This window comes from Rhodococcus sp. PSi06 (assembly GCF_054960675.1).
Genome location: NZ_JBHNYO010000015.1, coordinates 12,504 through 37,594, shown reverse-complemented (window position 1 = coordinate 37,594; position 25,091 = coordinate 12,504). Strand labels below are relative to the sequence as shown.

Genomic DNA, 25,091 nt, shown 5'->3' with positions numbered 1-25,091 from the left:
AGGCACGCGGGAACCGATGACTGTCGGGCTGCGTCCAAGGACTTAGGTGTTCTCGAGGAACGGACAAGACCAATGCGCAGGGCACGTCGATGGATCCCCGTTGTATCTGCTTTTGCGCTGCTCGCTGGCTGCTCCAGCGAGACCGAGGGTGCCGCGACGCCGGGTATCGAGACGGGGGCAATAGGGACCAGCACCACCGTCGCGCCACCCACTACGCCATGGGATCCCTGCACCATCCCCGACGAAGCCATCGAGCGAGCGGGATTGAACGTGGACACCAAGGAATCGGGGGTATTCGGGCGGGATCAATACGGATTCAAGATCTGTGGTTGGGAGAGCCAGGCATCGGATAGCAAGTACTACTTTACGATATTTGTCGGATTGGAAGGTATCGACTACATCGACGATCCGACCAAGTTCGACCGACTCCAGTCCATTCGAGTGGGAACACGCGACGCCACTCAATATCAGCAGGTCGGTGCCGATGCGTCACTCAATTGTGGCACTGCCTTCACTGCTGGGGCTCAACTGATCATGGCGACACTGAACACGAGCGCACTGGTCGATCTCCTACCGTACGACCCGTGCGCTGAACTCAGCAAACTCACCGCCGGCCTCGATTCCGAGCTACCCGACTAGACCTGCGATCCGAGGATGTTCAGACTATGACCGGCACCAATCCGAACCTCATTGCCCACTGGCAGGACCTCAACGCCCAAGCGGAAGCCGGCATGATCACCATTCCGGCCGATGTGGCCGCGAAATGCGACGCCGCTTGCGTCACCTACCTCGCACATCTCGACAAGATGAAGATCGACGCGACAAAGCTGGCCGTGGTCACTTCTTGGGGTGACTTGCCCTCCGCACAGGCGCTGCGCGACAAGTTCCTCGCGAAAGCCACCGGCACCGATCGGTCGCTCGACGTCATTCTGCAGCAGCACATCGAGGTAGTCGAATCCATGCGCATGCTCTTTCGTCGCTACTTCGACGAGACGGCCGCTACCGATGATGTAACGTCGTCGAACATCACTGCGCTCGCTCCGGAGAATTGATAGACCGCAGCGCTTTTCGATGAACCTCGACTTCGCGTTTGTCGTTGTCCAGTCGCCGCTCGATCGGTAGGTAACCGCGAGAACGCCACCATCCGATGCTCTCGACCATGCTCACCATCGGACCCACGAACACATGGGTCCACCCCTGCGCCGCAAGGATTCGCTCGATCTCCCCCAGCACCGGATTCGCCACTCGTTCATGCTCGAGTTTCCCGTCGACTATCAGACTCCCCACCCACGGCTGACCTTCGCGGGGATGCGGAACCAGCAGCGTCATCACGCCCACGATTCGGTCTGCCAACCGAATCACCAAGCAGTGCGAGTTCTCCATCACCGTGTTGTGCCAGAGAAATTTCTCGACATCCTCCCCGGTGAAGGCCGTAACTCCGGTGTGCAACGTACTTGCATCCACAAACTCTGGATTGCTGTTGAACACCGCCAAAAAGTCGTCAGGCCTGTCACTGCCGTCGACCTCACGGACCGCATACGAACCCGCGTCGAATCCGAATTCCATCCCGCCACGATAGGTGCACCGCTCGGTCCGCGACCCTGCATCCGGACGTTTTCGTGACACCTGGTCCGTACTTGCACATGACAGTTGTCAACAGTTCCTCATGACGGCGGAAACGACCTTCCAATTGGCGTTGACCTGCGCTTTCTCCGAGGTGGAGAGTCTGATGTGTCGCCGAGGAACACGGCCGAAGATGCACTGATGTACAGACCGAAGGGAATTGCAGATGATCACGCAGAGTTCAACTCGCACCGAGGCGGTGGGGACCGCCTCCGGCTTCGCGATCCACGCGACCGGTGTGCACAAGTCGTTCGGGGACTCGATTGGTGCGCAGGTTCGCGCCGTTCGCAATGTGAACCTCTCGATTCCGCGCGGACAGGTTGTGGCGTTTCTCGGTCCGAACGGTGCGGGCAAGAGCACGACGATCGACATGATCCTCGGACTCACCGAACCGGACGGCGGCACCATCGAGGTGCTCGGCACCGATCCGCTGACCGCCGCCTCGACCGGACGCAGCGCCGCAGTGCTGCAGTCGGGCGGTTTGCTGCCGGACGTCACCGTCGGCGCATTGGTTGCCATGATGGGCTCGCTGTACGTCGGATCCGATCCCGCCGCGGCGATCACCCGCGCCGGACTGGGCGATCTGGTGAATCGACGCGTATCGAAGTGCTCGGGCGGCGAACAGCAGAAGGTTCGGTTCGCCCTCGCGCTGCTGTCCGATCCCGAACTGCTGCTGCTCGACGAGCCGACCGCGGGCATGGATGTCACTGCGCGCAAGCACTTTTGGCAGGCTATGCGTGCACAGGCAGCCCACGGCACGACGGTCATGTTCGCCACCCACTACCTCGAAGAGGCTCAGGATTTCGCCGATCGAATCGTCGTCATCGTCGACGGCGTCATCGTCGCCGACGGCACCGTGGCCCAGATCAAGGCCACCGTCTCCAATCGGACGGTCGACGCCACCCTGCCGCGCCAGGAGGCCGAAGCAGTTGCAGCACAGACCGGCTCGCGATTGCAGGAACTCGCCAACGGCCGGTTCCGGTTCGTCTGCAGCGACACCGACCTTGTGGTGCGGGCACTGAGCACCTCGACCTCCGCAACCGATATCGCGATCGTGTCGGCCTCGCTCGACGAAGCATTCTCCGCGTTGACCGACCGCGCCAACCAGAACTGAGGACATCCGATGACCACCACAACCTCGCTGCGCCCCCGCCGCGGACTGCACCCCACATTCGTACTGCACGACATCCGCCGGCAGATCACCCCACAGAATCTGATCTTCACCGTCGCGCTACCCGCTGTGCTCTACCTCGCACTCTTTCGAGTCGTCGAGCCCAGCGCCGGAGTCGACCTGCCGCACGGTAACTTTGAGGCCTGGATGATGATCGGCATCGCCGTCTACGGTGCGTCGATCGGCACCATCTCTCGCGCCGCGGGCATCTCCAACGAGAAAGCCAACGGCTGGCTGCGGACAATTCGCCTGTCGCCCTTGGGTGCCGGCGGCTACGTCGCATCGCGCATCATCGCGTGCCAGGTGTACGCGGCCATCCCGGTGATCGTCGTCGGCATCCTGGGAGCATTCACCGGAGCCCGCGCCGACGCGATCGTCTGGATCACCGGGCTCGTCGTGGCCTGGATCGGCTCTGCGATCTTCTCGGCTCTCGGCCTCGTGCTGGGCATGCTGCTGCCACCCGAGGTGGTCACCCACGTTCCCGGCGTAGTCATGACCGGCCTCGCCTTCCTGGGCAACATCTTCATCCCGCTCTCGGGCGGCATGCTCGCGGTCGCACAGGTAACCCCGCTCTACGGTGTGGCTACGTTGGCCCGCTACGCGCTCACCGACGGCTACAACCTCGACGGATCTCACGCCTCGCTCGCGGGCGCGCTCATCAACGTCGCAGCCTGGTTCGTCGGATTCTCCTTCGCAGCCGTCCGCCGATTCGCTGGAGCAACCGGCCGGCAGTGACATACAGGTCACGGTTGCCCTGCGCGGAGGCGTCGTCGATAGTGTGGGTTCCTCACCGGAGAAAGTGGCGCAGTGACAACGCAAAAAACCGATGCCCGACGCGACGAGCGGTTCCCCAGCGCGTTGGTCGCGTTCGTTGCGAGTTGGTTCGTAGTCGCGCTGTTCACGTTCTTCGCTCTCACCACGGTGTTCGATCATCGGGATATCATCGGACACGGGCTTGCCGCACTGTCGGCTTTGATCGTCGTCTTCGTCGCTGGCGTCATGGTCCTGGCGCAGCGCATGTTCGTTCACGGACGCGTCGATCTGCGGCTGACTGTCGCGGCCTGGATCGCGATTCCGTTGGGCATGGTCGTGGTCCCGCTTTCCGAGGTGTGGGAAATGTGCGGCATGTCGGTGGCGATTTCGTCGACGCTGGTGCGTGGGCGCTGGGCGCCAGCGGTCGTCGGCGGAGTATTCGTTATCGCGACGGTCGTCACCGTCGACGTGGACCGGGCTGACCCTCTGGAAGCATTCATCATCACGCTGTTCACCCTCGGTGTGACCATTGTGCTGATCGCACTCACCGAACTTGCTCGCGCACTCGACGCGCTGCGTGCATCACGTGAACAGGTCGCCCGGCTGCTCGTAGATGCTGAGCGACACAGAATTTCGCGGGATCTGCATGACGTCATCGGCCGCACTCTGGTGACCGCGCAGCTACGCAATCAGGCTGCACTGCAGATGTTCGAGAATCAGCCGGAGAAGGCCCGCGAGCAGCTGGGGCATGTGCACGAGGTCCTCAATAGTGGTCAGGCCGATCTGCGGAGGATTACCAGCGGACCCATCCTCGACGACTTCGTGTCGGAGCTGGCAGCCGTCGAAGCGATGTGTGCTCGGCTGGGCATCGACTGCGTCACCTCCGTCGAAGCCCTGCCGGACGACGACGTGGATCGTGTCTTTGCCGCCGTCGTACGCGAGTCGTCCACCAATATGCTCAAGCACGCTCATCCCCGACGGTGCACCGTCCGCGTTTCCGTCGACGCAGAGTGCATTGCCTTGACGTTCGAGAACGACGGCGTTTCTCAGGGCAACACCGACGCCGGTACCGGCACCGGGGTCGCCTCGATGACTCGCCAGTTGGAGGAGGTCGGGGGGCACTTGAATGCAGGAGGAACATTAGGGGCCAACATGTTTCGCGTCGAGGCGACGGTCCCGCAGAAGGGAGCCGATGCATGACCATCACTGTGTTGCTGGCCGAGGACGTCTCTCTACTGGCAGAAGCATTCGAGGTGTTGCTCTCCACCGACCCGGAGATCGAGGTAGTCGGCCGAGTCTCCCGGGGCGACGAGGTGTGCGACGCCGCCGCTCGGCTCCGCCCCGACATCATTTTGATGGATATCGACATGCCCGGGATGACGGGTATTCAGGCGACAGCGGCCCTTCGTGCTGCGGACGACCGAACGCCGGTGTTGTTGCTGACCGCGTTACCCGGCAGCGGCCATGTGCACGACGCATTGGCCGCAGGAGCGAACGGATACCTGCTCAAGAGCTCAGACGCGGTGCACCTCTTCGCCGGCATCAAAGCCGTGCACTCCAAGCACACTGTCATCGACCCCGCACTTGCCGCCGAAGCACTACGCGCCGGACCGAATCCCTTGCGTGATCGCGAACTCGACGTCCTCAGGCTCGTCGATGAAGGGTTGTCCACCAAGCAGATCGGCGAACGCCTGTTCCTCAGCCCCGGAACTGTGCGCAATTATCTTTCGGGCATTATCACCAAGTTGGACGCAAGCAGCAGACTCGAAGCGATAAAGTCCGCCCGCCAAAACGGGTGGCTGTAGCGGCACCTGGTGGTTCACGCTCGTTTTTCTTGCGCGGGAACCTGCGATCGTGAACCCTCGAGTCCGGTGAAGACTCAGCCTCCGTGTGCCTCGACGGCAACGGGCTGCCATTCGCGCCAGTTGGCCAGGCGTGATTCGTAGTCCTTCGTCGCGATCTCCAGCGGAGCGTCGCCGAAAAAGACTCGCAGCGGCGGCTTTTCGGCGTCGACGACCTTCAGTAGCGCCGAACGTGTGGCTACCGGATCCCCTGGCGTCGCCTGCCGAGCACTTCGGAGCTTCGCGGCCTTCTCCCGAATCGGGTCGTACGCGGCGATGTCGGTGGACTTCTTTGCGGACGGACCGGACCAGTCGGTGGAGAACCCACCCGGCTCGATCAGCGTCACATGGATGCCGAAGTCCTCGACCTCCTGCGCGAGAGCCTGACTGAATCCTTCGAGGGCCCACTTGGACGCGTGGTACGCACCGACATTCGGGAACGCGGAAATGCCGCCGATCGACGACACCTGCAGAATGTGCCCGCTGCCCTGCTCACGCATGAACGGTAGCGCCGCCTGCGTCACCCACAGCGCTCCGAAGACGTTGGTCTCGATCTGCGCGCGGGCGTCCTCCTCTGACAGCTCCTCGATCATGCCGAACTGGCCGTAGCCTGCATTGTTGACGACGATGTCGAGGGAGCCGAAGGTCTTGTGTGCCAGAGCGACTGCCGCGAAGTCGGCAGCTCGATCGTTCACGTCCAGCTCGATCGGCAGAATTGCGTCGCCGTACCTTTTCACGAGGTCGTGCAAGGTTGCCGTGTTGCGAGCAGTGGCGGCGACACGATCGCCGCGTTCGAGGGCTGCAATCGCCCATTCACGTCCGAATCCCTTGGAGGTACCGGTGATGAACCACGTCTTTGCTGCCATCGATCTCGTCCCTTCGCTACACGGACAGAAGTGGGGACGACGTCCGCTGCAAACGCCTCTCGGCGAGTGGTCGCTCGTAGCGACAAATGGGGTGAGGCCCGGGGCTTGCCAAGCGAACGCCGTCGAAGAGTCCAACGAGGTGCCTGTGCGGACTATTCCCCGCCTTGGAATCGATTTTGCTGGGGTTCGGTTCGGCTGGGTTCGGTCAGCTGTGCTCGGTGATCATCACCGCCATGGTGTTCGCCTCCATTGCCTCGAAGATGTGCAGCACGTCGCCGGGGTAAGCGACGTAATCGCCGGGGAACAGTTCGACTGCTTCGCCCACCGGCCCCACCAGGGCTCGGCCGGCGCTGAGGACCACATGCTCGACCACACCGGGTGAGTGCGGATCCGAGCGCCTCGGTTCGCCGACGTCCGCGGCGACCAAATAGATGTCGCGTCGCGCGTTCGGCGGGGACGACGCCAGCAGCGTCGCGGAGTAGTCCGCCCTGTCCGATGCGAATCTCGGACCCTCTCCCGCACGGATGAGCCGGACCGATTGCTTCGCGGGCTCGACCAGTCTGGAAAACGGCACGTCCAGGGTGACGCTGAGTGCCCAGAGGGTCTCGAGACTCGGGTTCCCCGTTCCTGATTCCAGCTGTGACAGAGTCGACTTCGCGATTCCTGCGCGGCGCGATACTTCTGCGAGAGAGAGGCCGACACGTCGTCGCTCCTGCTGGAGAGCCGCAGCAATGGCCGCTATCGGTGGACCGGTATCCGCCATTCGTTCACTCCATCGGTACGTACGTTTGATTTGACGAACAGCTTAACATCGTCCACTATAACGACCATGCGTTCGACATGGCGAACCCTCCAGGGTGTGAACATCCGCGACATCGCGTTGGTCTGCTTGGCCGATGCCCTCGTAGGAGCCTCGTTCGGAGCAATCTCCGTGGCCGCCGACCTCCCGCTGTGGCTACCGGTGGTGATGTCGCTGGTGGTGTTCGCCGGGTCCTCGCAATTCGTTTTCGTGGGCATCCTGGCTGCGGGAGGCAATCCTGTCGCCGCTGTGGCGAGCGCGTTGCTCGCCAACACCCGTCTGATCCCGCTCGGCTTCTCCATCGGATCCGTGTTCGAGAACGTCTCTCCACTGAAGCGCCTTCTCGGCACCCACCTCATCACCGACGAAGCGGTCGCCTTCAGCGTCGCCGAGAAGGACGAAGGAAGCCGTCGAACGGCGTTCTGGCTGTGCGGAATCGGACTGTTCGTCACCTGGAACATCGGAGTCGTCATCGGCACCCTCGGTGGCGGCGCGATCACCGATACCGCCGCACTTGGACTCGACGCCGCATTCCCGGCCATCCTGCTGGGATTGATCATGCCTGCGCTTCGAGATCGGGGCACTCGCAATGCTGCCCTCGGGGGCGCAGCGATCGCCCTCACCGCGTCGATGTTCCTACCCAGTGGACTGCCGGTGCTTCTCTCGCTGATCGCCGTCGTGCCGGCTGTGTTCTCCACAGCTCCTGCGACAAGTAAGGAAGCGGCATGAACCTCACGATCCCGCTGATCGCATTGGTCGTCGGCACCTACGCACTGCGCATCACAGGGCCGGCATTGCGCTCGCGCATCACCATCTCGCCGCGCATCGACAGGATCATGAGTACCTCGGTCGCCGTTGTGTTCGTGGCCCTGATCGCAACCTCCACCCTGCTCGTGGGCAAGGACTTCGCAGGATTCGCTGCCCCCACCGGCGTCACCGTCGCCGGCATCCTCGCCTGGCGCAAAGCACCCTTCGTGGTCATCGTGATCGCGGCCGCCGCGACCACCGCTGCCCTCCGCTGGTTAGGTCTCCCCTGACCCTGCGCCGACATACAAGTGCACTAGATGTGACATTGACCGCCGAAAGGGCCACCGAATGTCACATCGAGTGCATCGGATGGGAACACCACCGACGGCCAGCAAACACTCGCGGACTGCTGACCCGGCTCAGCCGATTGGGAACCAGTCGAACTCGCCTATTGATCTGAGCGCCCACTATTTCCCTACAGCCACGGGAATCCGCTTTCCAAGCCGAATAGTGGGCGCTGACATCAGTTCACTGGCTGGCACAGCTGGAGACCACCGGCTCCCACTGAACCCACCTTGCCTCGCGCACCGATTTACTCCACGTTCACCGACGACCCACGTCCACTAGATGTGACATTGACCCACGAAAAGGCCACCAGATGTCACATCGAGTACCCAGGAACGGGAACAATGGACCAGGAACACGATTGTCGACTTTGGGAGCAGCAATGACCGCGCTGGATGCAGTACGACGACGGTGGCCGAAGACGATGCCTCTGCAGCCGTTGCCGTCGGAGTCGTGGGCCAAGCAGGAGCCCACGTGGAAGGGTGCGAATCCCCAGGTCATCGAGTCTGCTCTCAAGCGGGCGAAGACGCGGACCTCCGGCAACTGGTTCGTGTTCGCCGCCAGTCGCGACGTCAAGGCCGACAAGCCGTTCGGACGTTATGTGGGCACCACCGAGCTCGTTGCTTGGCGCGACTCGGCAGGCAAAGTACACATCGGTCCGGGCGCGTGTCCGCATCTCGGCGCTGCGCTGGACACCGCGAAGATCGAGTGCGACGCGCTGGTCTGTCGCTGGCACGGTCTGGCGCTCGGCCCGAAGGGCAAGGCGGGGTGGCGTCCGGTTCCCGCATTCGACGATGGAGTTCTGGTGTGGGTGCGGCTCGACGAGCTCGGCGGGGAGGAGCCGACGCCCGTCCCCGTGGTCCCGATCCGCCCGCCCGCCTCGACCGCAATCGCCGGCGTGGTCACCCTTGTCGGCAAGTGCGAGCCCGACGACATCATCGCCAATCGCCTCGACCCGTGGCACGGTGCGTGGTTCCACCCGTACTCGTTCGCGAGATTGAAGGTCGTCAGCGCACCCACCGAAATCGACGTGCCCGACGAGGACGATCGCTTCCTGGTCGACGTGACCTTCCGAGTCAGTCGGGGCGTCGGTGTTCCGGTGCGGGCCGAGTTCGTCTGCCCCGGCCCCCGCACCATCGTCATGCGCATCCTCGACGGTGAAGGTGCGGGCAGCGTCGTCGAAACGCATGCGACGCCACTGGCCCCAGCAGCCGACGGCACGCCGCGTACCGCAGTCATCGAGGCGACCATCGCCAGCTCGGATCGACCGGGATTTCAGATGGCCCGCAAGGCATCCGGGCTGCTGCGGCCAGCGATGAACTTCACGGCTGCACGGTTGTGGAAGGACGACCTCGACTACGCCGAACGCCGCTACGAATTGCGCTCGACGGGCCGTGCCTGATTCTCGACAAGATCGGCCAACTGGCCGATGACGGTGCCCCATCCGTCGTAGAAGCCGTAGTCCTCGTGCATCTTTCGATCCTCTTCGTTGCGGTGCATCACGTGGGCGCGGTAGTCCGTTCCGTCGGGGTGATCGGTGAACGTGATCACCGCGGTCATGAACAACTGCGGCGCGGGTCGCCATCCTTCGACGAGTGAGTTCGTGAAGACGATGCGCTCACCGTCGTCGACGGCGAGAAAACAACCGTCGATGTGCGGCTCGTAGGGGCCACCGGACTCACTCATCAGTGTGCGGAATGCGCCACCGGGCTTCGGATCCCAGGCGGCGACTCGGCATTGCGCCGGCGCGGGTATCCACCACTTCTCGAACTGAGCCGGATCGGTCCAGGCACTCCAGACTGCAGCACATGGTGCCCTGATGACGCGGGAGATGGTCAGGTCGAGAGCGGGATCGATCGATGTCATTGCGCTTCACTTTCTTTCGAGGTGACGAAACTTTCGAGCCGATCGGTGCGAGATTCCCAGATGGCCCGCTGTTGCTGCAGCCACTGCCCGGCCGCATCCAGGTTGGATCGTTCGATCGTGCATGCGCGCACTCGTCCGACCTTGCGCGTGCTTATCCAACCACTGCGTTCGAGCAGGCGGATGTGCTTCATGAACGACGGCAACGTCATGTCGAACGGTTCGGCGAGCTCGCCCACGGTTGCCGGGCCCGTTCCGAGCCGACCCAGGACTGCGCGTCGCGTCGGATCGGCCAAAGCTTGGAACACGTCGTCGAGGACTTCCGAATGCTGAGCCATAAGGCACACTATCCGCCAGGCCATACTTTACGCAAGGGCAAAGTATCAGCACATGGCCAAAAGCTCGACACCTTCTGCACCGCAGCATCATTGGTGCTGAAGTTCTCTGAGAAATTTAAAAAAACCTCTTGGCACTCGCCACATGAGAGTGCTAATTTTTGTTCTGCACAGTTGAGGAGCGACTCACCACAGGGGTGAGCGCATCTGAGTACAGGAGGTGGTTGCTGTGCTTCGATTCGATCCGTTCCGTGACGTCGATTCACTGGCCTCGGCAATGCTGGGTGTATCTTCCGGTTCGGACCGCGCCCCACGATTCATGCCGATGGATCTCTACAAGGTCGACGATCACTACGTACTCAGTGCCGATCTGCCGGGCATCGACCCCGGATCCATCGATGTCGATGTCGACCGCGGCACCTTGACACTCACAGCGCATCGCTCGGTTCCGGAAAGCTCGGGCGTGCAGTGGATCTCGTCGGAGCGCTTCGCCGGAACCTATCGTCGTCAGGTCTCGCTCGGGGACGGCGTCGACACCGAGCGCATCGCTGCGTCCTACGACAACGGCGTGCTCTCGGTGACGATTCCACTTGCAGAGCGTGCGAAACCTCGAAAGATCGATATCGCTCGCACCGAGTCGTCCCGCGAGCAGAAGTCCATCGAACAAGAGCCGGCCTGAACGGGACCGACTACGAGACGGCACTTGGGGTGATGCGCAATGGAATCCGATGCAGTGGTGTGGACGGAATCGAGTGACCGTGAGCATTGGTGGCGCACGGTGATCGGCGTGGAGACAGGCATGAGGGAATGCTCGACAGCGGACGCACTCGATCAAGATCGAGTCGTGCCCATCGACGACGACCTCTACCCGCACGCACAGCGAGAACCCGTCGCAGCCTGACGGCGACCACATCGAACATGACGAGACCGGCACCGAACACTCGGTGCCGGTCTGTCTGCGCCTAACCCCTGAGAGTCAGCGAATGGAACGTGCTCGACGGATCTGCCACATAGTCTCCGAACGGCGGGCACTCGACGAATCCGTGGCGCACGTACAACCTCCGGGCAGCGGCGAAGTAGTCCTGACTTCCTGTTTCCAGGCTCACTCGCCGATACCCCCGTCGACGAGCAGCGTCGAGTACGTGATCGAGCATGCTCGACGCCACCCCGCGGCCCCGTGCCGCGGTGGACGTGCGCATCGACTTCACTTCACCGTGGTCGGGTGAAAGCTCTTTCAGCGCAGCGGTACCCAACAGCGAGTCTGCTTCCCACGCAGTCCACACGCTGACATAGGGACCCCGCAGACCCGACAGATCGAGGGCATGCACACTCTCGGCAGGCGATGTTGCGTACATGTCGGCGAGATGCTCGGTGAGCAACGCCCGCACCGCGGGTCGAACCAGGTCGTCGATCTCGATCCGGATATCCGAACTCACCTGTTGACGAGTTTTTCGATCGCGTCGAACATCTTGAACCGACCGCTTGTCGGAACCGTTTCGATGTCATGTCCGGCAATGCCCCAGCTGGACAACAATATGTTCGCTGCCTGCAGGCCGGTGGTCGCCGCGCGTTCCATCAGGGCGACCGGCAGATCGATCCGGATGCCGTCGCCCGCGAGGACCAGACCGGGATCGGGCGTGCGCACCGTGGGCCGCTCGGCGAACGCGCCGAGTCCGAACATGGGGCAATCGTCTCGCCACTCGGACCGCTCCGCGATCACCTCTGCCGCAGCGGTTTCCGGATAGATCTCGTGCATCCGATCCATCAGTTGCGCACGGGTGACCTCCTCGGATTCCTCGGCGGCATAGGCGTGCAGTTCGACGACGGAGCCGCCGGTGCGGGCCGCCCACTCCGCAGCCTCGTCCTCGAAACGTTCGAGGACACTGATGTTGTCGATCGGCGGCATTCCGCCGGTGCCGATGAAGGCGGGTCGGTCCGCATTGACCGGCTTGCTCAGCCACACGCGGTGTACCAGGAACGGCGGTGTGTTCTGCAGCGCGGCAATCTGTTCGCGCCACGCAGACGTCCCCAGTTCTGGTGACTGCTCGAGTACGCGTTGCAGCCCGGCAATGTCGGTGGCGAGGACCACGGCGTCGGCATCGATGATTCCGCCGGCGTCCACGCGGAACTTGCGCAGGCCTCCGCGGGTGATCTCGCCGCACGGCGTGGAGGTTCTGATGTCCACACCGAGCTCGGTCAGGTACTCACCCAACGGATTCCACAGCGCCTGTGGGTACGCGTCGCGTGGGACATCGAAGATCAGCCCTTCGGACGAACCCAGGAAGTAGATGTGAAACATCATCGCCAGCTCCGCAGCCGACATCTTCTCGGGATCGGCGAAGAAGCTACGCGAGAACACACCGAACGCCAGATGGCGCGCAGCCTCGGGAAAGTTGATGTTGCGCAGGAACTCCGCGGCCGGGGTGGTGTCCAGCTCGTCGAAGGTCTTGGGCACACTCACCGTCATCAGCGGCAGTGCCGCGATGCCGTTGAGGTCGGTGAGGTCCTTCCACCGGAACGTGGGACTGCGCTTGACGAATGCGAACGCATTGAGCGGCGGAGTATCCGGCAGCCCTTTGAATCCGTCGATGCGGCCGTCGCCGTCGATCAGCGGGTAATCGTCGACCGGACGCAGGCGCGCCAAACCCGGATCCGTGCGGCGCAACAGGTTTCGCAAGTTGTAGTACTGCCGGAAGAACGCGTGGAAGCCGCGGCTCATGGTCGCGGGCGAGCCGTCCTCCAGCGTCGTGTCCCACCCACCGACGCGGCCACCGAGATAGCTCTCACGCTCGACCACGTGCACCTTGACGCCGCGCTCGGCCAGCGCGGTCGCGGCGCTCAGTCCGGCGATACCACCGCCGACCACCACTACGTGGGGAACATCAGCCAGCTGTCCGGCATCGGAGTATCCCTGCGGCGCAGCGTGGGTGACCTTCTTGGAGTCGGTCAACGCTCTTCCTCCGCGGGACGAGAGCCGAGGAACGTGTGCACCACGCCGTTCTGCCATCCGGTCATCGTCTCTCGGGCGACACCGGTGTAACCGGCGCGCTGCATACGACGCATGAAGGCAGAGGCACCGTCGAAGGTCACGACGCTGCGCCACAGGTGCCGGTACAGGGTGGCGTCGCGTGTCGCCAGCCAGCCGAGCGGAATGATGATGCCCCAGCTCACCACGTTCCAGGAGATCCTGGCCCGGAGCGAATCGTGTACCGAGTACTCGTGGAACGCGATCGTCGAGCCCGGACGGAGCAGCGCGAGAAGAGATTTCAGCTCGGTATCGGGTTCGTCGACATTTCTGATGAGATATGCGGCCAGGATTGCGTCGAACGGGCCGTCGACCCCGTTGACCGCCAAATCCTCGACACGCGAGTGCACGAACGTGACGTTCGACGGCCAGTCCTTGCTACGGGCCACCTCGAGCATTTCGGCAGACGCGTCGGCGGCGACGATCTCGGCGTGCGGTGCAGCTTCGAGCAATGCAGCAGTGGATGCACCCGTGCCGCAACCGATATCGAGCAGACGCAGACCGGCACCGAGGTCGGGGATGCGCAGGCGCTGAGCCGACTTGAGCAGATGATCGTGATAGCCGGGATTTGCACCGACGAGTCGGTCGTACGCCTTCGCGCCGACGTCGAATGCTCCGGGTACTTCGTTTCGCGGCAGTCCGCTCTTACCGACCTTCACAGTGCCTCTTCCTTGCTCACGCGGGCAGAGGGCCCACCCTGGACCGTAACGACATCACCGTGCTGCAACTGCCGTCCGCGCCGCACATCGACGTCCCCGTTGACGCTCACCAAACCGTCGGCGATGACGCCCTTCGCTTCCGCACCGGATTCGATGAGGTTGGCGAGCTTGAGGAATTGACCCAATCTGATCGATTCGTCTCGAATGGGGACATCATGTGCGTCGGACATGCCTCCATCCTGTACTAGCGCGCCGTTCGCTGCTACCAACGAGTCACATCGACGAACGAAACCTGCGTAGTCGCAGACTGTTGCTCACCACGAACACCGAGGACAGCGCCATAGCGGCACCGGCGAGCATGGGGTTGAGCAGGCCCGCAGCGGCCAGGGGAACGGCAGCGACGTTGTAGGCGAAGGCCCAGAACAGGTTGCCCTTGATGGTGCTCAGCGTGCGCCGCGAGAGCCGGATGGCGTCGCCGACGGCGCGCAGGTCTCCTCGCACCAACGTGAGGTCACTGGCCTCGATCGCCACGTCGGTGCCGGTCCCCATGGCAAGGCCCAGATCGGCCGTGGCCAGTGCGGCCGCGTCGTTGATACCGTCACCGACCATCGCCACGACCTTGCCCGATGCCTGCAGTTCGCGGACGGCATCGACCTTGCCCGACGGCAGCACCCCCGCGATGACCTGGTCGATTCCCACCTCATCGGCGATGGTCCTGGCAGCGGCCTCGTTGTCACCGGTCAACATCACCGGCGTCAATCCCAGCGCGCGCAATTCCGCGACGGCCTGCTTCGACGACGGCTTGACCGCGTCGGATACCACCAGCACCCCGCGTGCCCTGCCGTCCCACCCGATCGCGACGGCGGTGCGTCCCTGCCGTTCGGCAGCCTCGAAAGCGTCGGCCAACTCGGCCGGCAGGGGCATCGACCAATCGGCAAGCAGCGCGCGACGGCCGATGACCGCAGCGCGCCCTTCCACGACGCCCTGCACTCCGAGACCCTCGAGACTGGTGAACTCCTCGACCGGTAGCGACGACGCCTGCCCTGCGATGGCTCGGGCGATGGGATGCTCGGAACCCGATTCCAGGGCCGCCGCGACGTCGCGCACCGTGCTCTCACTCTCACCCTCGGCCACGTGCACCGAGTGCAGGGTCATCTCGCCGGTGGTGACGGTGCCGGTCTTGTCCAGTACGACGGTGTCCACGCGGCGGGTGGACTCGAGAATCTCGGGACCCTTGATCAAAATCCCGAGTTGTGCGGCCCGGCCGGTGCCGACCATCAGCGCGGTGGGAGTGGCCAATCCGAGTGCGCAGGGGCACGCAATGATGAGCACCGCCACCGCAGCGGTGAACGCGCCAGCTGCGGAACTGCCTGCACCGAGCCAGAACCCGAGCGTGGCGACGGAGATCGCGATGACGATGGGCACGAATATCCCGGAGATCCGATCGGCCAGGCGCTGAGCCTGTGCCTTGCCCGTCTGTGCGTCCTCGACCGCCTTCGCCATCTGTGCCAGCTGAGTATCGGATCCGATTCGGCTTGCTCGCACCACGATTCGGCCACCGACATTGACCGTCGCACCAACCACGGAGTCTCCGACGCCCACTTCCTCGGGCACGGATTCACCCGTCAGCATCGACCGGTCGACGGCCGAGGAGCCGCTCTCGACGGTGCCGTCCGTGGCGATCTTCTCACCGGGACGAACGACGAACAGATCGCCGACGGCCAATTGCTCGATCGGAATCTGCTGTTCTTCATCTCCTTTCAGTACGGCGACGGTCTTGGCACCGAGGTCCATCAGGGCGCGCAGTGCCGAGCCGGCCTGCCGCTTGGATCGACTCTCGAACCAGCGACCCGCAAGAATGAAAGTGGTCACGCCCGCCGCGGCCTCGAGGTAGATGTTGCTCGCCCCGTCCGTCCGCGCGATCGTGAACTCGAACGGATGCGTCATACCCGGCGTACCGGCGGTGCCGAAGAAGAGTGCGTACAGCGACCAACCCAGCGCTGCAAGGGTTCCCATGCTGACGAGAGTGTCCATGGTCGAGGTGCCGTGCCGCAGGTTGGTCCACGCAGCGCGGTGGAACGGTAGAGCTCCCCATACGACGACCGGAGCGGCGAGCGTCAGCGAGAGCCACTGCCAGTTGGTGAACTGCAGTGCCGGAATCATCGCCATCGCGATCACCGGAATGCTCAGCACCGCCGAGACGATCAACCGTTGTTTCAGCGGATCGGTGGGGAGCTCTTCCACGGGTTCGGCGGCAGGCAGCGTGGCGGTGTAGCCGGCAGCTTCGACGGCGGCAATCAGGTCCTCGGTGGCCACGCCGTCACTGGTGACGCGCGCTTTCTCGGTGGCGTAGTTGACCGTCGCGGACACTCCGTCGAGTTTGTTGAGTTTGCGTTCGATGCGGTTGGCGCACGAAGCGCAGGTCATGCCGCCCAGAATCAGTTCGGTGTTCGTTCTCATCCCTGATTCCCTTCTGCCTCGATGACGAATGTGGCCGTGTGGACGACGCCCTGGTGCTGGAAGTCCAAATAGAGCGCATATGTTCCCGGGGTCGGTGCGTCGACGACGAAGTTCACCGTGGGTCCAGCCGGACCGTCCTCGGGGTGGACGTGCAGGTAAGCGAGGTCGTCGGCTCTCAGCGCCACCAAGTGCCCGTAGGCACCGAGGTAGGGCTCGAGATCGGTGACCTCGCGACCGTCCTGCTCGATGGTCAGTGCAACCGTCGATTCCTCCCCTGCGGCCACGGCACCGGCGAGCGTCACGGTGTACCCGTCGACACTCGATGTCACATTCGGTGTACTCCGGGGCTGCGGGCGATAGTCGCCGGGAACGGTCAGCTCGGCTCCCAGGGTGATGTTCTCCCCACCGGCCGGGGTGAAATCCGCGAACAGACGGTACGGGCCGGGCGACGTGAGATCGAGAGCCGTCGACCACGTCCCTGGCGCGTCGCGCACCGGATGCACGTGTTGGAAGTCCGTCAGATCGCGCCGCACGGCGGCGAGGTGCAGTTCCTTGGTGTGCATGACGTCGTACCCCGCCAGCGGTGTCCCATCCGGTCCACTGATCGTGAACGCGACCGGTACGGCCGGGCCGGACTCGACGACGGATCGATCGAGCTCGAGCGTGTAGCCATCCTGGGTGGCTTGCAGCCCTGCCGGAATCGACGCCTCCGCGTCGTGCATGTCGTGCATGTCGTGAGTGCCGTGTGGCGCGGCCGCGGTGGCCGGGGCAGCTGGTCCGATCGTGTCGCCGACGAACAGTGCCGCGAGAAACAGAAACGCAATCCCCACGACGAATCCGACGAGCTTGGTGGGGGCGTCGAGTTCCGGTCGTCCTGAGCGCATGGCCCTACCCTACCCCCCCAGGGTATCCACCGGTAGTCCGAGGGCCCACGCGCGTCGAGTCGCGTTCCCGCACGAATTACACGGATGTGGTTCACGATCGAATGATCGCGGCACGACGCCGAACCGTCCGCTTTGTAACGCGAACGATCCTGAGGACGAAATGCCGGGTAACCCACTGGCAACTGCAGTCGGGAAAATCGGCGTCGGGCCGTGAGCGATGGGGACCTGAAACATGATTGTTGGAAAGTCGAAGCGAGTGCGCGTTGCGTTGAGCGCGTTCGCAATCGGAGCACTCGGTGCCGGAGTGGTCATTGCCGCACCGTGGTCCACGTCGCCGACGGATACCGAAGCGTCCATCGAACTGGTTTCGACGGCAACCTGCTACGACATGGTCAGCATCGCGATCGGCGGCCGCAGCGACACACCCCGCGATGGCGTCAAATGGCTCACCAAGCCCGATGGCACTCGGTTGCCCGCAGCGATGTCCGGGGACTACACCAGCGACTGGATCGACCAGGCTGTCCGCGCGCCGATCGGAAAGGTGGACGCCGATTCCTACGCGGCGGTCTACGTGGAGTACCCCGCCAACATGGCGAGCTACGAGAACGCCGTACAGACGGGCGTCACCAACTCGCAGACCATCATGAAAGAGATCACCGCGTCCTGCCCCCAGACTCGCTTCGCCATCGTCGGCTACAGCGAGGGTGCAGACGTTGCGCGACGCACCGCAATGGAGATCGGTAACCAGACAGTTCCAGAGGATGGCAAGTACGGCATCATCGACCCCTCGCAGGTCGTCGGGGTCGTCATCCTTGCCGATGCCGGCCGCGAAGCGGGAGACGGCCCGTTCCCCGGCTCCGACAACCCGTTCAGCAACCCCGACGGTTTCGACACCAAGTACCAGAACGGCAACACCGCAATTCCCGGACAGGGTGCACTGCCCGGCACCTCCGGCGGCTTCGGTGCACTCGATGGCCGCGTCGCATCCTTCTGCTCCGACGGCGACCTCACCTGCGCTCTGCCGAAGAACACGTCGCTGATCCACCTCGCTGCGAACGTCGGTCGCCAGGTCAACGCCGACGCGCTGCAGAATGAGCAGCTCACCCCCGCCACCGGTGCAGATCTGGCATTGGCCATGGGCCGCATCGCCATCAATGCCTTCAACGACATTGCTTCGCAGCCCAACTGGATGCAGAGCGACGAGACATTCCTCGACGTGCTGATCAAGGTATCCGAGCCGGACTACAAGCCCGGTAAGGCGACCACGCCCGTCTCGGCCAAGGTGGACGGCGAACAAGAGCCGATCGAGACCGGTCAGATGATCGATTTGGTGTACCTGCCGCAAAAGATCTTCAAGGAGATCACCGGGTTCATCTCCTCCAACCAGAACACCATCCCGGTCGTGATGAACGATCCGTACGGATTGACCCTTGCACCAGGAACAGGCCACCACTTCGACTACTGGCGCGACGCGGATGCGGCCAACGGCAAGCCACTGACCTCGGTCCAGTACGCCGCAGCCTGGCTTACACAGCTCGCACAGCAGGCCAACCGCGGCGAACCGGTGAAGACCAAGGACGTACAGGAGAAGGCGGGCCGCGCAGCAATCGAGGCGATCGTCGCGACACCCGCGACCACCTCGGCAACGCCGACTCCGACGGCCACCACGACCGCACCAGTCGCCACCAGTCCCGTGGTGACCACCACGGTTCCGATTGCGCCTGCACCCGCGGCAGAAGCACCGGCACAGGCACCGGCACCGGCGTCCGAACCGGTCACAACCCCCGAGTGCACGGTCCCCGTCGAGGGTCAGACCCCGGCCGAAGGCGCGCCGCCGGTCTGCGTGACCCCCACCGAGACGGCTGCTCCGGCAGCAACCGACACCGTCGTCCCCACGACCACCGAGGCTGTGCCCGCGTCGTAGCCCGCTGCACCGAAGACACTCACGAGCCCGTCCACCGCGTCATCCGGTGGGCGGGCTCCGGTGTTTCATTCCGTGCCGCGTAGCTTCCCCCGCACGACAATGCCCACGCTCAGAAGCGCTGTGGCGACGAACACCACCATCGAAGGGCCGCCGCGGTCGAGACCGGTCCTTCCCTCGTTCCGAACGTGCACTGTCTGCGCCGCAGCAACCACACCCCGGCCGCGCAGACCGAAACCACCACAAGGCCGCCGATGGACAGAGCGGTTGCGGACGGCCGAGAACCGCCGAAAATGTCGTCGCCGGCCCACGACGTCAGCGATCCGGAGCTCACCATGAACACCGTTACCGTCAGCACCATGGTGAACGGGACGGTCATGCCGATGGCCAGCGAGCTCGGAGCCGTCGGCAGGGCGGAGACCACGACGTAACCGGCGACTACCGGCACCACCCACTGGGCCAGTGAGACAGGGAGTTCACCGAGATAGCTCTGCGCGAGATTCGCGGCCGCAAGTGCCAGTAGCGCGAGGAGCCCGACATAGATCTGCGGGAAGCGGTAGGCGATCAGCCCACCGGCTACCAGCAGCACCACCATGATTCCGAGTGAGGCATAGGTCCTGTCGACCACATCGAGGCTGCCCACCCCGGCGGCCCACGAGGCGAACAACACCAGAATCAGAGAGCCGTCACGTTGGGGTAGGAGCCAGGCGGCAACGAGGGCCGATGCTGTCAGCCCGGCCAGGGCGAGAAACCACACGAGGGTGCTGTCGCGGTATTCGGTTGTCCACCAGGCGAACCCACCAGCCACGATCGGCAATGCGACACCGACGGCGAGCATTCGAATGCTGACCTGCGACGCCGCCGGTGACGACGACGATCGATACCCGGCCACGAGAAAGATTGCAGCCAGAACCGCCAGAGCCACCGCGATGGCAGCCCGCTCCGGCACCACCGCATCCTCGGGGCCGGCGACCACCCACGCGAATTGCGGGCCGTCCGAGCTCGTCAGCAACGTTCCGAGCTCGGCCCCCACCCGCCCGGCGGCGAGGATTCCGAGCGCCAGAGCGGCCTGCGCCCCGCGATGAGATGCGGTCAGGATCGCCGACGCACCGAGCAGCACTCCGCCACCGATCGACGCTGCCCAATCGCCCAGCAATCCCGAGGCCATGCCGAGAGATTCGAAGACAATGACCAGCAGCGCCGCCACCGCGATCCAGAGGGTGGCCCGCCCTCCCGAGCGGGCCAGCACCACTGCACTGACGGCCGCCGCAATCGCCAGTACCACCACACCGTCGACGATTGCCGCCGCAGCACTACCGAAGCTGTTGTACAGCAGCGGCTCTCGCAGTGCCATCACACTGATCGAATAGCCGACGGTGAGACCGGCCAGGAGCATCGACAGAACTTTCATACTGCCGATCATGCCGTCAGCCGAACTTCACTCCCTGGGCGAGGGGCAGTTCGTTCGAGTAGTTGACCGTGTTGGTCGCGCGCCGCATGTAGGCCTTCCATGCGTCGGAACCGGATTCGCGGCCGCCGCCGGTGTCCTTCTCGCCGCCGAATGCCCCGCCGATCTCCGCCCCGGAGGGTCCGATGTTGACGTTGGCGATGCCGCAGTCCGAGCCGGCGGCGGAGAGGAAGCGTTCCGCTTCGCGCAGGTCGGTGGTGAAGATGGACGACGAAAGCCCCTGCGGTACATCGTTGTGCAGAGCGATCGCCTCGTCGAGGGTCTCGTACGTCAGTACGTACATGATGGGCGCGAACGTCTCGTGCTTGACGATCTCGGTCTGCGCGGGCATCGTCACGATCGCGGGCTGCACGTAGAACGAGTACTCGTCGACCACGGTCACCCGCTCGCCGCCGACCACGACGGTTCCGCCGTCGGATACCGCGGTCTCGAGCGCTTCCCGATAACCCGAGTAGGCACCCGCGTCGATGAGCGGGCCCACCAAAGTGTCACTGGCCAAGGGAGACCCGATAGACAGGGTCTCGTACGCCGCAACCAGCTTGCCGACCAGTTCGTCCGCAACGGACGAATGCACGATGACGCGTCGCAACGAGGTGCAGCGCTGGCCGGCGGTTCCGGCGGCGGAGAACACCAGGCCACGCGTCGTCAGATCGAGATCGGCCGACGGAGTCACGATCGCCGCGTTGTTGCCGCCGAGCTCGAGCAGCACCCGACCGAATCGCTGCGCAACCCGCGGTGCCACGGCCCGGCCCATCCTCGTCGAGCCGGTAGCCGACACCAGTGCAACGCGTGAATCGTCCACCAGCGCTTCGCCGGACGCGCGGTCGCCGATCACCAACTGAGCAATCTTGGGGTCCACTCCCGCTGCTGCGGCAGCCCGCTCGAACAGTGCCTGCACTCCGACGGCAGTCAACGGAGTCTTCTCCGACGGCTTCCAGATGACGGTGTCGCCGGCGACGAGCGCCAGCGCGGTATTCCAACTCCACACGGCAACAGGGAAATTGAAGGCCGTGATGACGCCGACGACACCCAGTGGATGCCACTGCTCCATCATGCGATGCCCGGGCCGCTCGGTGGCGATCGTGTTGCCGTAGAGCTGACGGGAGAGTCCGACGGCGAAATCGCAGATGTCGATCATCTCCTGCACTTCACCGAGCCCCTCCGAGACGATCTTTCCGGCCTCGATGGACACCAGTGCGCCCAGGTCCTCCTTGTGTAGGCGCAGCAGCTCACCCAGTTCACGGATCACCTGTCCCCGCACCGGGGCGGGCACCTGCGACCACGACACGAACGCGCTGTGGGCATCGGCGATGACGCTGTCGACGTCGGCAGTCGACGCAGATGCCAGCGACGCCAAGTTCCCCCCGGTGATGGGCGAGCGCGCGACGATCGCGTCGGGTCCGGCGGGAACGTCGAGCGCGATCGTCGCACCCAGCCGGTCGAGGATGGCGCGAGTGCGCACACTCAACTCGTCGTGGGTGATGGATGCAGACATGCGCGTACACCTTCCGTGGAGAGAACCGAACCGTCGGACATCAGCCTACCGATGAGGGTCACAACCGTATAATTTCCTGCTTTATGGGCTTGCTTACGGAATATTAACGCGTATCTTCGACTTCATGACGCAAGTATTACAGCGCACCGGAGTGACGATCGACGCCTCCAACGTTCGCGAAAAGATCGGCGAACACCTCCTGGCCGACGGTTTCGAGCTGGTCCTCGACCTCGATGCCTCGACCGGTTCCACTCTGGTCGACGCCAGGGACGGCACCCGCTACCTGGACCTGTTCACCTTCTTCGCGTCCAATGCGCTGGGCATGAACCATCCGGCCCTGATCGACGACCCCGAGTTCCGGGCGGACCTGATGCAGGCGGCGATGAACAAGCCCAGCAACTCCGACATCTACACCGTCCCCATGGCCCGGTTCGTCGACACCTTCGCCCGGGTTCTCGGAGACGACCGACTCCCCCACCTGTTCTTCGTCGAAGGCGGCGCACTCGCGGTGGAGAACGCGTTGAAAGTGGCGTTCGACTGGAAGTCGCGGTGGAACGAGCGCAACGGAATCGATTCGTCTCTGGGCTCACAGGTGATGCACTTCGAGCACGCATTCCATGGGCGGTCGGGCTACACGATGTCGTTGACGAACACCGATCCGAACAAGGTTGCGCGATTCCCGAAGTTCGACTGGCCGCGAATCCCGTCCCCGTTCATCAGATCCGACGCGAACATGGACGAACTCGAGGACGCCTCGTTGGCGGCAGCCCGCCTGGCATTCGAGGCCAACCCACACGACATCGCCTGCGCCATCATCGAACCCATCCAGGGTGAGGGTGGGGATCACCATTTCCGGCCATGCTTCCTGCAGAAACTGCGCGAGCTCTGCCACGAGTTCGACGCGTTGTTCGTCATGGACGAGGTGCAGACCGGAGCCGGAATGACCGGCACCGCTTGGGCGTTCCAACAGCTCGACGTCGTTCCCGATGTCGTCGCTTTCGGCAAGAAGGTCCAGGTCTGCGGCGTCATGGCCGGCGGACGAGTCGACGACATCGACGACAACGTCTTCGCCGTCAGTTCTCGCATCAACTCCACGTGGGGCGGCAACCTCACCGACATGGTGCGGTCGCGTCGGATATTGGAAGTGGTCGAATCGGAGAAGCTCATCGAGCGCGCGGGCGAACTAGGGGCCGTGCTGCTGAAGCAGTTGCAGGAACTGGCAACTCGACATCCGATGGTCACCGAGGTTCGCGGACGCGGTCTGATGTGCGCCTTCTCCCTGCCCGACGCCACTACCCGCGACCGGGTGATCGAGCTGTTACGTACCGAAGAACACGTGTTGGCCCTCGGCTGCGGCGATGCGGCCGTGCGATTCAGGCCGGCACTGACCGTCACCGAAGCCGAACTGAGTCAGGCCGTCGAGTCGATCGATCGGGTGCTGGGCATGATCGTGTCAAGCCAACCTTGACAACTATCAAACCTTCCCTGTCAGGCTTGTCCTGACACAGGAGGTCGGACATGGATCCCATCACCCTCGCCACCGAGGCGAGCATCGATGCCGCAGCCGTAGCGGTGAAGAACGCCGCTGCCACAGAGGCCGGCCGGATTGCCGACGAGATCATCGGCACCGGACCCCTGCCGGGCACCGAGGAATGGGAGGCCGAGCAGTCGACCGACCTGCCCGCACGACGCAGTCTCGCGTGGCATTTGTTGAGCCTTCGGGTGCAACTGGCCGCCGGGCTCGACGGCCTCGAAACCGTTGTCGTGCTGAGAGTTCAAGGTGCAACCTGGGCGATGATCGGGTCCACCGTCGGCATCTCGAGGCAGTCTGCGCACGAGCGGTGGGGTGTTCGATCGGCGGCGATTCTCGATCCCGTCGGCGACGGACTGCCCGAGATCGTGCCGAACGACAGCCCGGCCTGAGCTACAGCAGCATCCTCGCGGCACCGGCTGCGACGGCGTCTGCGGCCCGCTGGAGTGCGGGAGAGGACAGCGACCACTGCTGCCAATACAGCAGCACGTCGTCGATTCCATTGTCGTCGAAGCACTTCAGCGAGTCACGGGCCTGGAGGTCGGGGATCATGCCCCACCCGAAGCCCAGATCGACAGCCCGCGCATAGTCCGCGGACGCAGGCACCAGATGTCGGGGCGGCTCGTGTGGGTAGACGCCGAATCGCTGTAAGTACTTGTCCTGCAACCGGTCGTCGGCATCGAAGACCACCACGGGGGCGGCTCGCAATGCCGCGTCCGTGATCCCTGCACTGAACCATCGTTCGATGAAGTCGGGCGTCGCCGACGGCCGGTAGCGCATCGCACCGAGTCGTCGAACGGTGCACCCACGAACCGGAGTCGACACCGAAGTGATTGCTGCGGAGACGATCCCGTCGTGCAGCAGTTGTGCGGTGCGGTCCTGATCCTGCCGATGCAGGTCGAAGGTAGTGTGAGACGCCAGCGGCGCGAGCACCGGCAGTACCCAGGTAGCCATCGAGTCCGCATTCACAGCAAGGGAGACGGGAGCGGCACTTCCGTCGTCGTTCAGTTCGGCCCGAGCCTGGTCGGTCAAGGTATCGATCTGGCGCGCCAGACGCAGCACCGCGATACCCGATTGGGTCGCCACCACCGGTTTGCTTCGCTGGACCAGCGTTCGTCCCAACGACTGCTCGAGCGACTTGATGCGCTGACTCACCGCCGACGGCGTGACGTGCAACGCCCGAGCTGCGGACTCGAACGTTCCGCCGTCGACGACTGCCCGCAAGGCTCTGAGCTGCTCGATCTCCATAATCTGAAGGTACACTTATTGATACTGAAAAACATTCGCTGGACCTAACCTAGAGGC

At 63.9% G+C, this 25,091-nt stretch carries 28 protein-coding genes; 14 read left to right on the top strand and 14 right to left on the bottom strand.

Annotated elements, in window-relative coordinates:
* Positions 1-72: 72 nt before the first annotated feature.
* Positions 73-639 carry a DUF3558 domain-containing protein gene (locus ACFI9K_RS19285; protein ID WP_462664993.1) on the top strand — a complete coding sequence of 189 codons (567 nt, stop codon included), beginning with the start codon at positions 73-75 and terminating at the stop codon, positions 637-639.
* Between the two features lie 26 nt (positions 640-665).
* Complete coding sequence (locus ACFI9K_RS19280) at positions 666-1,052, top strand: hypothetical protein (RefSeq protein ID WP_462664992.1); 387 nt, start codon at positions 666-668, stop codon at positions 1,050-1,052.
* Here ACFI9K_RS19280 and ACFI9K_RS19275 read toward each other — a convergent pair.
* Positions 1,027-1,566, bottom strand: coding sequence for a hypothetical protein (locus ACFI9K_RS19275; RefSeq protein WP_462664991.1), 540 nt, complete (start codon positions 1,564-1,566; stop codon positions 1,027-1,029). The genes ACFI9K_RS19280 and ACFI9K_RS19275 overlap by 26 nt on opposite strands.
* A 223-nt stretch (positions 1,567-1,789) precedes the next feature.
* Between ACFI9K_RS19275 and ACFI9K_RS19270 the strand changes: the two genes are divergently transcribed.
* The 4 genes from ACFI9K_RS19270 to ACFI9K_RS19255 all read left to right on the top strand — a co-directional run bounded on the left by ACFI9K_RS19270 (position 1,790) and on the right by ACFI9K_RS19255 (position 5,352).
* Positions 1,790-2,737, top strand: coding sequence for an ABC transporter ATP-binding protein (locus ACFI9K_RS19270; RefSeq protein ID WP_462664990.1), 948 nt, complete (start codon positions 1,790-1,792; stop codon positions 2,735-2,737).
* A 9-nt stretch (positions 2,738-2,746) separates the two neighbouring features.
* The gene (locus tag ACFI9K_RS19265; RefSeq protein ID WP_462664989.1) at positions 2,747-3,529 is read left to right on the top strand and encodes an ABC transporter permease; all 783 of its coding nucleotides are present in this window, start codon (positions 2,747-2,749) and stop codon (positions 3,527-3,529) included.
* A 72-nt stretch (positions 3,530-3,601) separates the two neighbouring features.
* Entirely contained in the window at positions 3,602-4,747 is a 1,146-nt protein-coding gene (locus tag ACFI9K_RS19260; protein ID WP_462664988.1) for a sensor histidine kinase, read from the top strand.
* A complete protein-coding gene (locus ACFI9K_RS19255) occupies positions 4,744-5,352 on the top strand; it encodes a response regulator (protein WP_462664987.1) in 609 nt (202 codons plus the stop codon). The genes ACFI9K_RS19260 and ACFI9K_RS19255 overlap by 4 nt, the downstream gene beginning before the upstream one ends.
* A gap of 74 nt (positions 5,353-5,426) precedes the next feature.
* On the opposite strand, the gene ACFI9K_RS19250 is transcribed toward ACFI9K_RS19255, so the two are convergent.
* Positions 5,427-6,254, bottom strand: a complete 828-nt coding sequence (locus ACFI9K_RS19250; RefSeq protein ID WP_462664986.1) for an SDR family oxidoreductase — start codon at positions 6,252-6,254, stop codon at positions 5,427-5,429.
* 205 nt (positions 6,255-6,459) lie between these two features.
* Positions 6,460-7,017 carry a helix-turn-helix domain-containing protein gene (locus ACFI9K_RS19245; RefSeq protein WP_462664985.1) on the bottom strand — a complete coding sequence of 186 codons (558 nt, stop codon included), beginning with the start codon at positions 7,015-7,017 and terminating at the stop codon, positions 6,460-6,462.
* A gap of 66 nt (positions 7,018-7,083) precedes the next feature.
* Here ACFI9K_RS19245 and ACFI9K_RS19240 point away from each other — a divergent pair, with 66 nt between their 5' ends.
* The 3 genes from ACFI9K_RS19240 (at position 7,084) to ACFI9K_RS19230 (ending at position 9,547) form a co-directional block, all read left to right on the top strand.
* Entirely contained in the window at positions 7,084-7,782 is a 699-nt protein-coding gene (locus tag ACFI9K_RS19240; RefSeq protein ID WP_462664984.1) for an AzlC family ABC transporter permease, read from the top strand.
* The gene (locus tag ACFI9K_RS19235; protein ID WP_462664983.1) at positions 7,779-8,090 is read left to right on the top strand and encodes an AzlD domain-containing protein; all 312 of its coding nucleotides are present in this window, start codon (positions 7,779-7,781) and stop codon (positions 8,088-8,090) included. Before ACFI9K_RS19240 ends, ACFI9K_RS19235 begins: the two co-directional genes overlap by 4 nt.
* A 437-nt stretch (positions 8,091-8,527) precedes the next feature.
* On the top strand, positions 8,528-9,547 hold the full coding sequence (locus tag ACFI9K_RS19230) for a DUF5914 domain-containing protein (RefSeq protein ID WP_462664982.1): 1,020 nt from the start codon (positions 8,528-8,530) through the stop codon (positions 9,545-9,547).
* Here the strand turns inward: ACFI9K_RS19230 and ACFI9K_RS19225 are convergent.
* On the bottom strand, positions 9,517-10,011 hold the full coding sequence (locus ACFI9K_RS19225; RefSeq protein WP_462664981.1) for an SRPBCC family protein: 495 nt from the start codon (positions 10,009-10,011) through the stop codon (positions 9,517-9,519). The two genes, ACFI9K_RS19230 and ACFI9K_RS19225, sit on opposite strands and share 31 nt — an antisense overlap.
* The gene (locus ACFI9K_RS19220) at positions 10,008-10,346 is read right to left on the bottom strand and encodes an ArsR/SmtB family transcription factor (RefSeq protein WP_462664980.1); all 339 of its coding nucleotides are present in this window, start codon (positions 10,344-10,346) and stop codon (positions 10,008-10,010) included. Before ACFI9K_RS19220 ends, ACFI9K_RS19225 begins: the two co-directional genes overlap by 4 nt.
* 226 nt (positions 10,347-10,572) lie before the next feature.
* Here ACFI9K_RS19220 and ACFI9K_RS19215 point away from each other — a divergent pair, with 226 nt between their 5' ends.
* On the top strand, positions 10,573-11,022 hold the full coding sequence (locus ACFI9K_RS19215) for an Hsp20/alpha crystallin family protein (protein WP_462664979.1): 450 nt from the start codon (positions 10,573-10,575) through the stop codon (positions 11,020-11,022).
* 39 nt (positions 11,023-11,061) lie between these two features.
* Positions 11,062-11,244, top strand: coding sequence for a hypothetical protein (locus ACFI9K_RS19210; RefSeq protein ID WP_222091363.1), 183 nt, complete (start codon positions 11,062-11,064; stop codon positions 11,242-11,244).
* 61 nt (positions 11,245-11,305) lie between these two features.
* Here the strand turns inward: ACFI9K_RS19210 and ACFI9K_RS19205 are convergent, their stop codons facing one another.
* Genes ACFI9K_RS19205 through ACFI9K_RS19180 form a run of 6 tightly spaced genes read right to left on the bottom strand, consistent with a single transcriptional unit; the run spans position 11,306 to position 17,371 of the window.
* On the bottom strand, positions 11,306-11,779 hold the full coding sequence (locus ACFI9K_RS19205; RefSeq protein ID WP_462664978.1) for a GNAT family N-acetyltransferase: 474 nt from the start codon (positions 11,777-11,779) through the stop codon (positions 11,306-11,308).
* Complete coding sequence (locus ACFI9K_RS19200; RefSeq protein ID WP_462664977.1) at positions 11,776-13,293, bottom strand: FAD-dependent oxidoreductase; 1,518 nt, start codon at positions 13,291-13,293, stop codon at positions 11,776-11,778. Before ACFI9K_RS19200 ends, ACFI9K_RS19205 begins: the two co-directional genes overlap by 4 nt.
* The gene (locus ACFI9K_RS19195) at positions 13,290-14,027 is read right to left on the bottom strand and encodes a class I SAM-dependent methyltransferase (RefSeq protein WP_222091365.1); all 738 of its coding nucleotides are present in this window, start codon (positions 14,025-14,027) and stop codon (positions 13,290-13,292) included. The genes ACFI9K_RS19200 and ACFI9K_RS19195 overlap by 4 nt, the downstream gene beginning before the upstream one ends.
* Complete coding sequence (locus ACFI9K_RS19190; RefSeq protein WP_032401604.1) at positions 14,024-14,257, bottom strand: RNA-binding S4 domain-containing protein; 234 nt, start codon at positions 14,255-14,257, stop codon at positions 14,024-14,026. The genes ACFI9K_RS19195 and ACFI9K_RS19190 overlap by 4 nt, the downstream gene beginning before the upstream one ends.
* Positions 14,258-14,300: 43 nt before the next feature.
* Positions 14,301-16,487: a heavy metal translocating P-type ATPase gene (locus ACFI9K_RS19185; RefSeq protein ID WP_462664976.1), complete on the bottom strand. Its 2,187-nt coding sequence runs from the start codon at positions 16,485-16,487 to the stop codon at positions 14,301-14,303.
* Positions 16,484-17,371 (bottom strand): hypothetical protein, encoded by an 888-nt coding sequence (locus tag ACFI9K_RS19180; protein WP_462664975.1) that lies wholly within the window; start codon positions 17,369-17,371, stop codon positions 16,484-16,486. The genes ACFI9K_RS19185 and ACFI9K_RS19180 overlap by 4 nt, the downstream gene beginning before the upstream one ends.
* 232 nt (positions 17,372-17,603) lie before the next feature.
* On the opposite strand from ACFI9K_RS19180, the gene ACFI9K_RS19175 reads away from it, so the two are divergent.
* Positions 17,604-19,295, top strand: coding sequence for a cutinase family protein (locus ACFI9K_RS19175; RefSeq protein ID WP_462664974.1), 1,692 nt, complete (start codon positions 17,604-17,606; stop codon positions 19,293-19,295).
* Positions 19,296-19,404: 109 nt separating this feature from the next.
* Here the strand turns inward: ACFI9K_RS19175 and ACFI9K_RS19170 are convergent, their stop codons facing one another.
* The gene (locus tag ACFI9K_RS19170) at positions 19,405-20,703 is read right to left on the bottom strand and encodes a hypothetical protein (RefSeq protein WP_462664973.1); all 1,299 of its coding nucleotides are present in this window, start codon (positions 20,701-20,703) and stop codon (positions 19,405-19,407) included.
* A 16-nt stretch (positions 20,704-20,719) separates the two neighbouring features.
* On the bottom strand, positions 20,720-22,255 hold the full coding sequence (gene amaB / locus ACFI9K_RS19165; protein WP_462664972.1) for an L-piperidine-6-carboxylate dehydrogenase: 1,536 nt from the start codon (positions 22,253-22,255) through the stop codon (positions 20,720-20,722).
* Between the two features lie 124 nt (positions 22,256-22,379).
* Between amaB and lat the strand changes: the two genes are divergently transcribed.
* The gene (gene lat / locus ACFI9K_RS19160; protein WP_462664971.1) at positions 22,380-23,723 is read left to right on the top strand and encodes an L-lysine 6-transaminase; all 1,344 of its coding nucleotides are present in this window, start codon (positions 22,380-22,382) and stop codon (positions 23,721-23,723) included.
* 50 nt (positions 23,724-23,773) lie between these two features.
* On the top strand, positions 23,774-24,178 hold the full coding sequence (locus ACFI9K_RS19155; protein ID WP_462664970.1) for a hypothetical protein: 405 nt from the start codon (positions 23,774-23,776) through the stop codon (positions 24,176-24,178).
* Position 24,179: 1 nt separating this feature from the next.
* Here ACFI9K_RS19155 and ACFI9K_RS19150 read toward each other — a convergent pair whose 3' ends face one another.
* Positions 24,180-25,049 (bottom strand): LysR family transcriptional regulator ArgP, encoded by an 870-nt coding sequence (locus tag ACFI9K_RS19150; RefSeq protein ID WP_462664969.1) that lies wholly within the window; start codon positions 25,047-25,049, stop codon positions 24,180-24,182.
* Between the last annotated feature and the right edge of the window lie 42 nt (positions 25,050-25,091).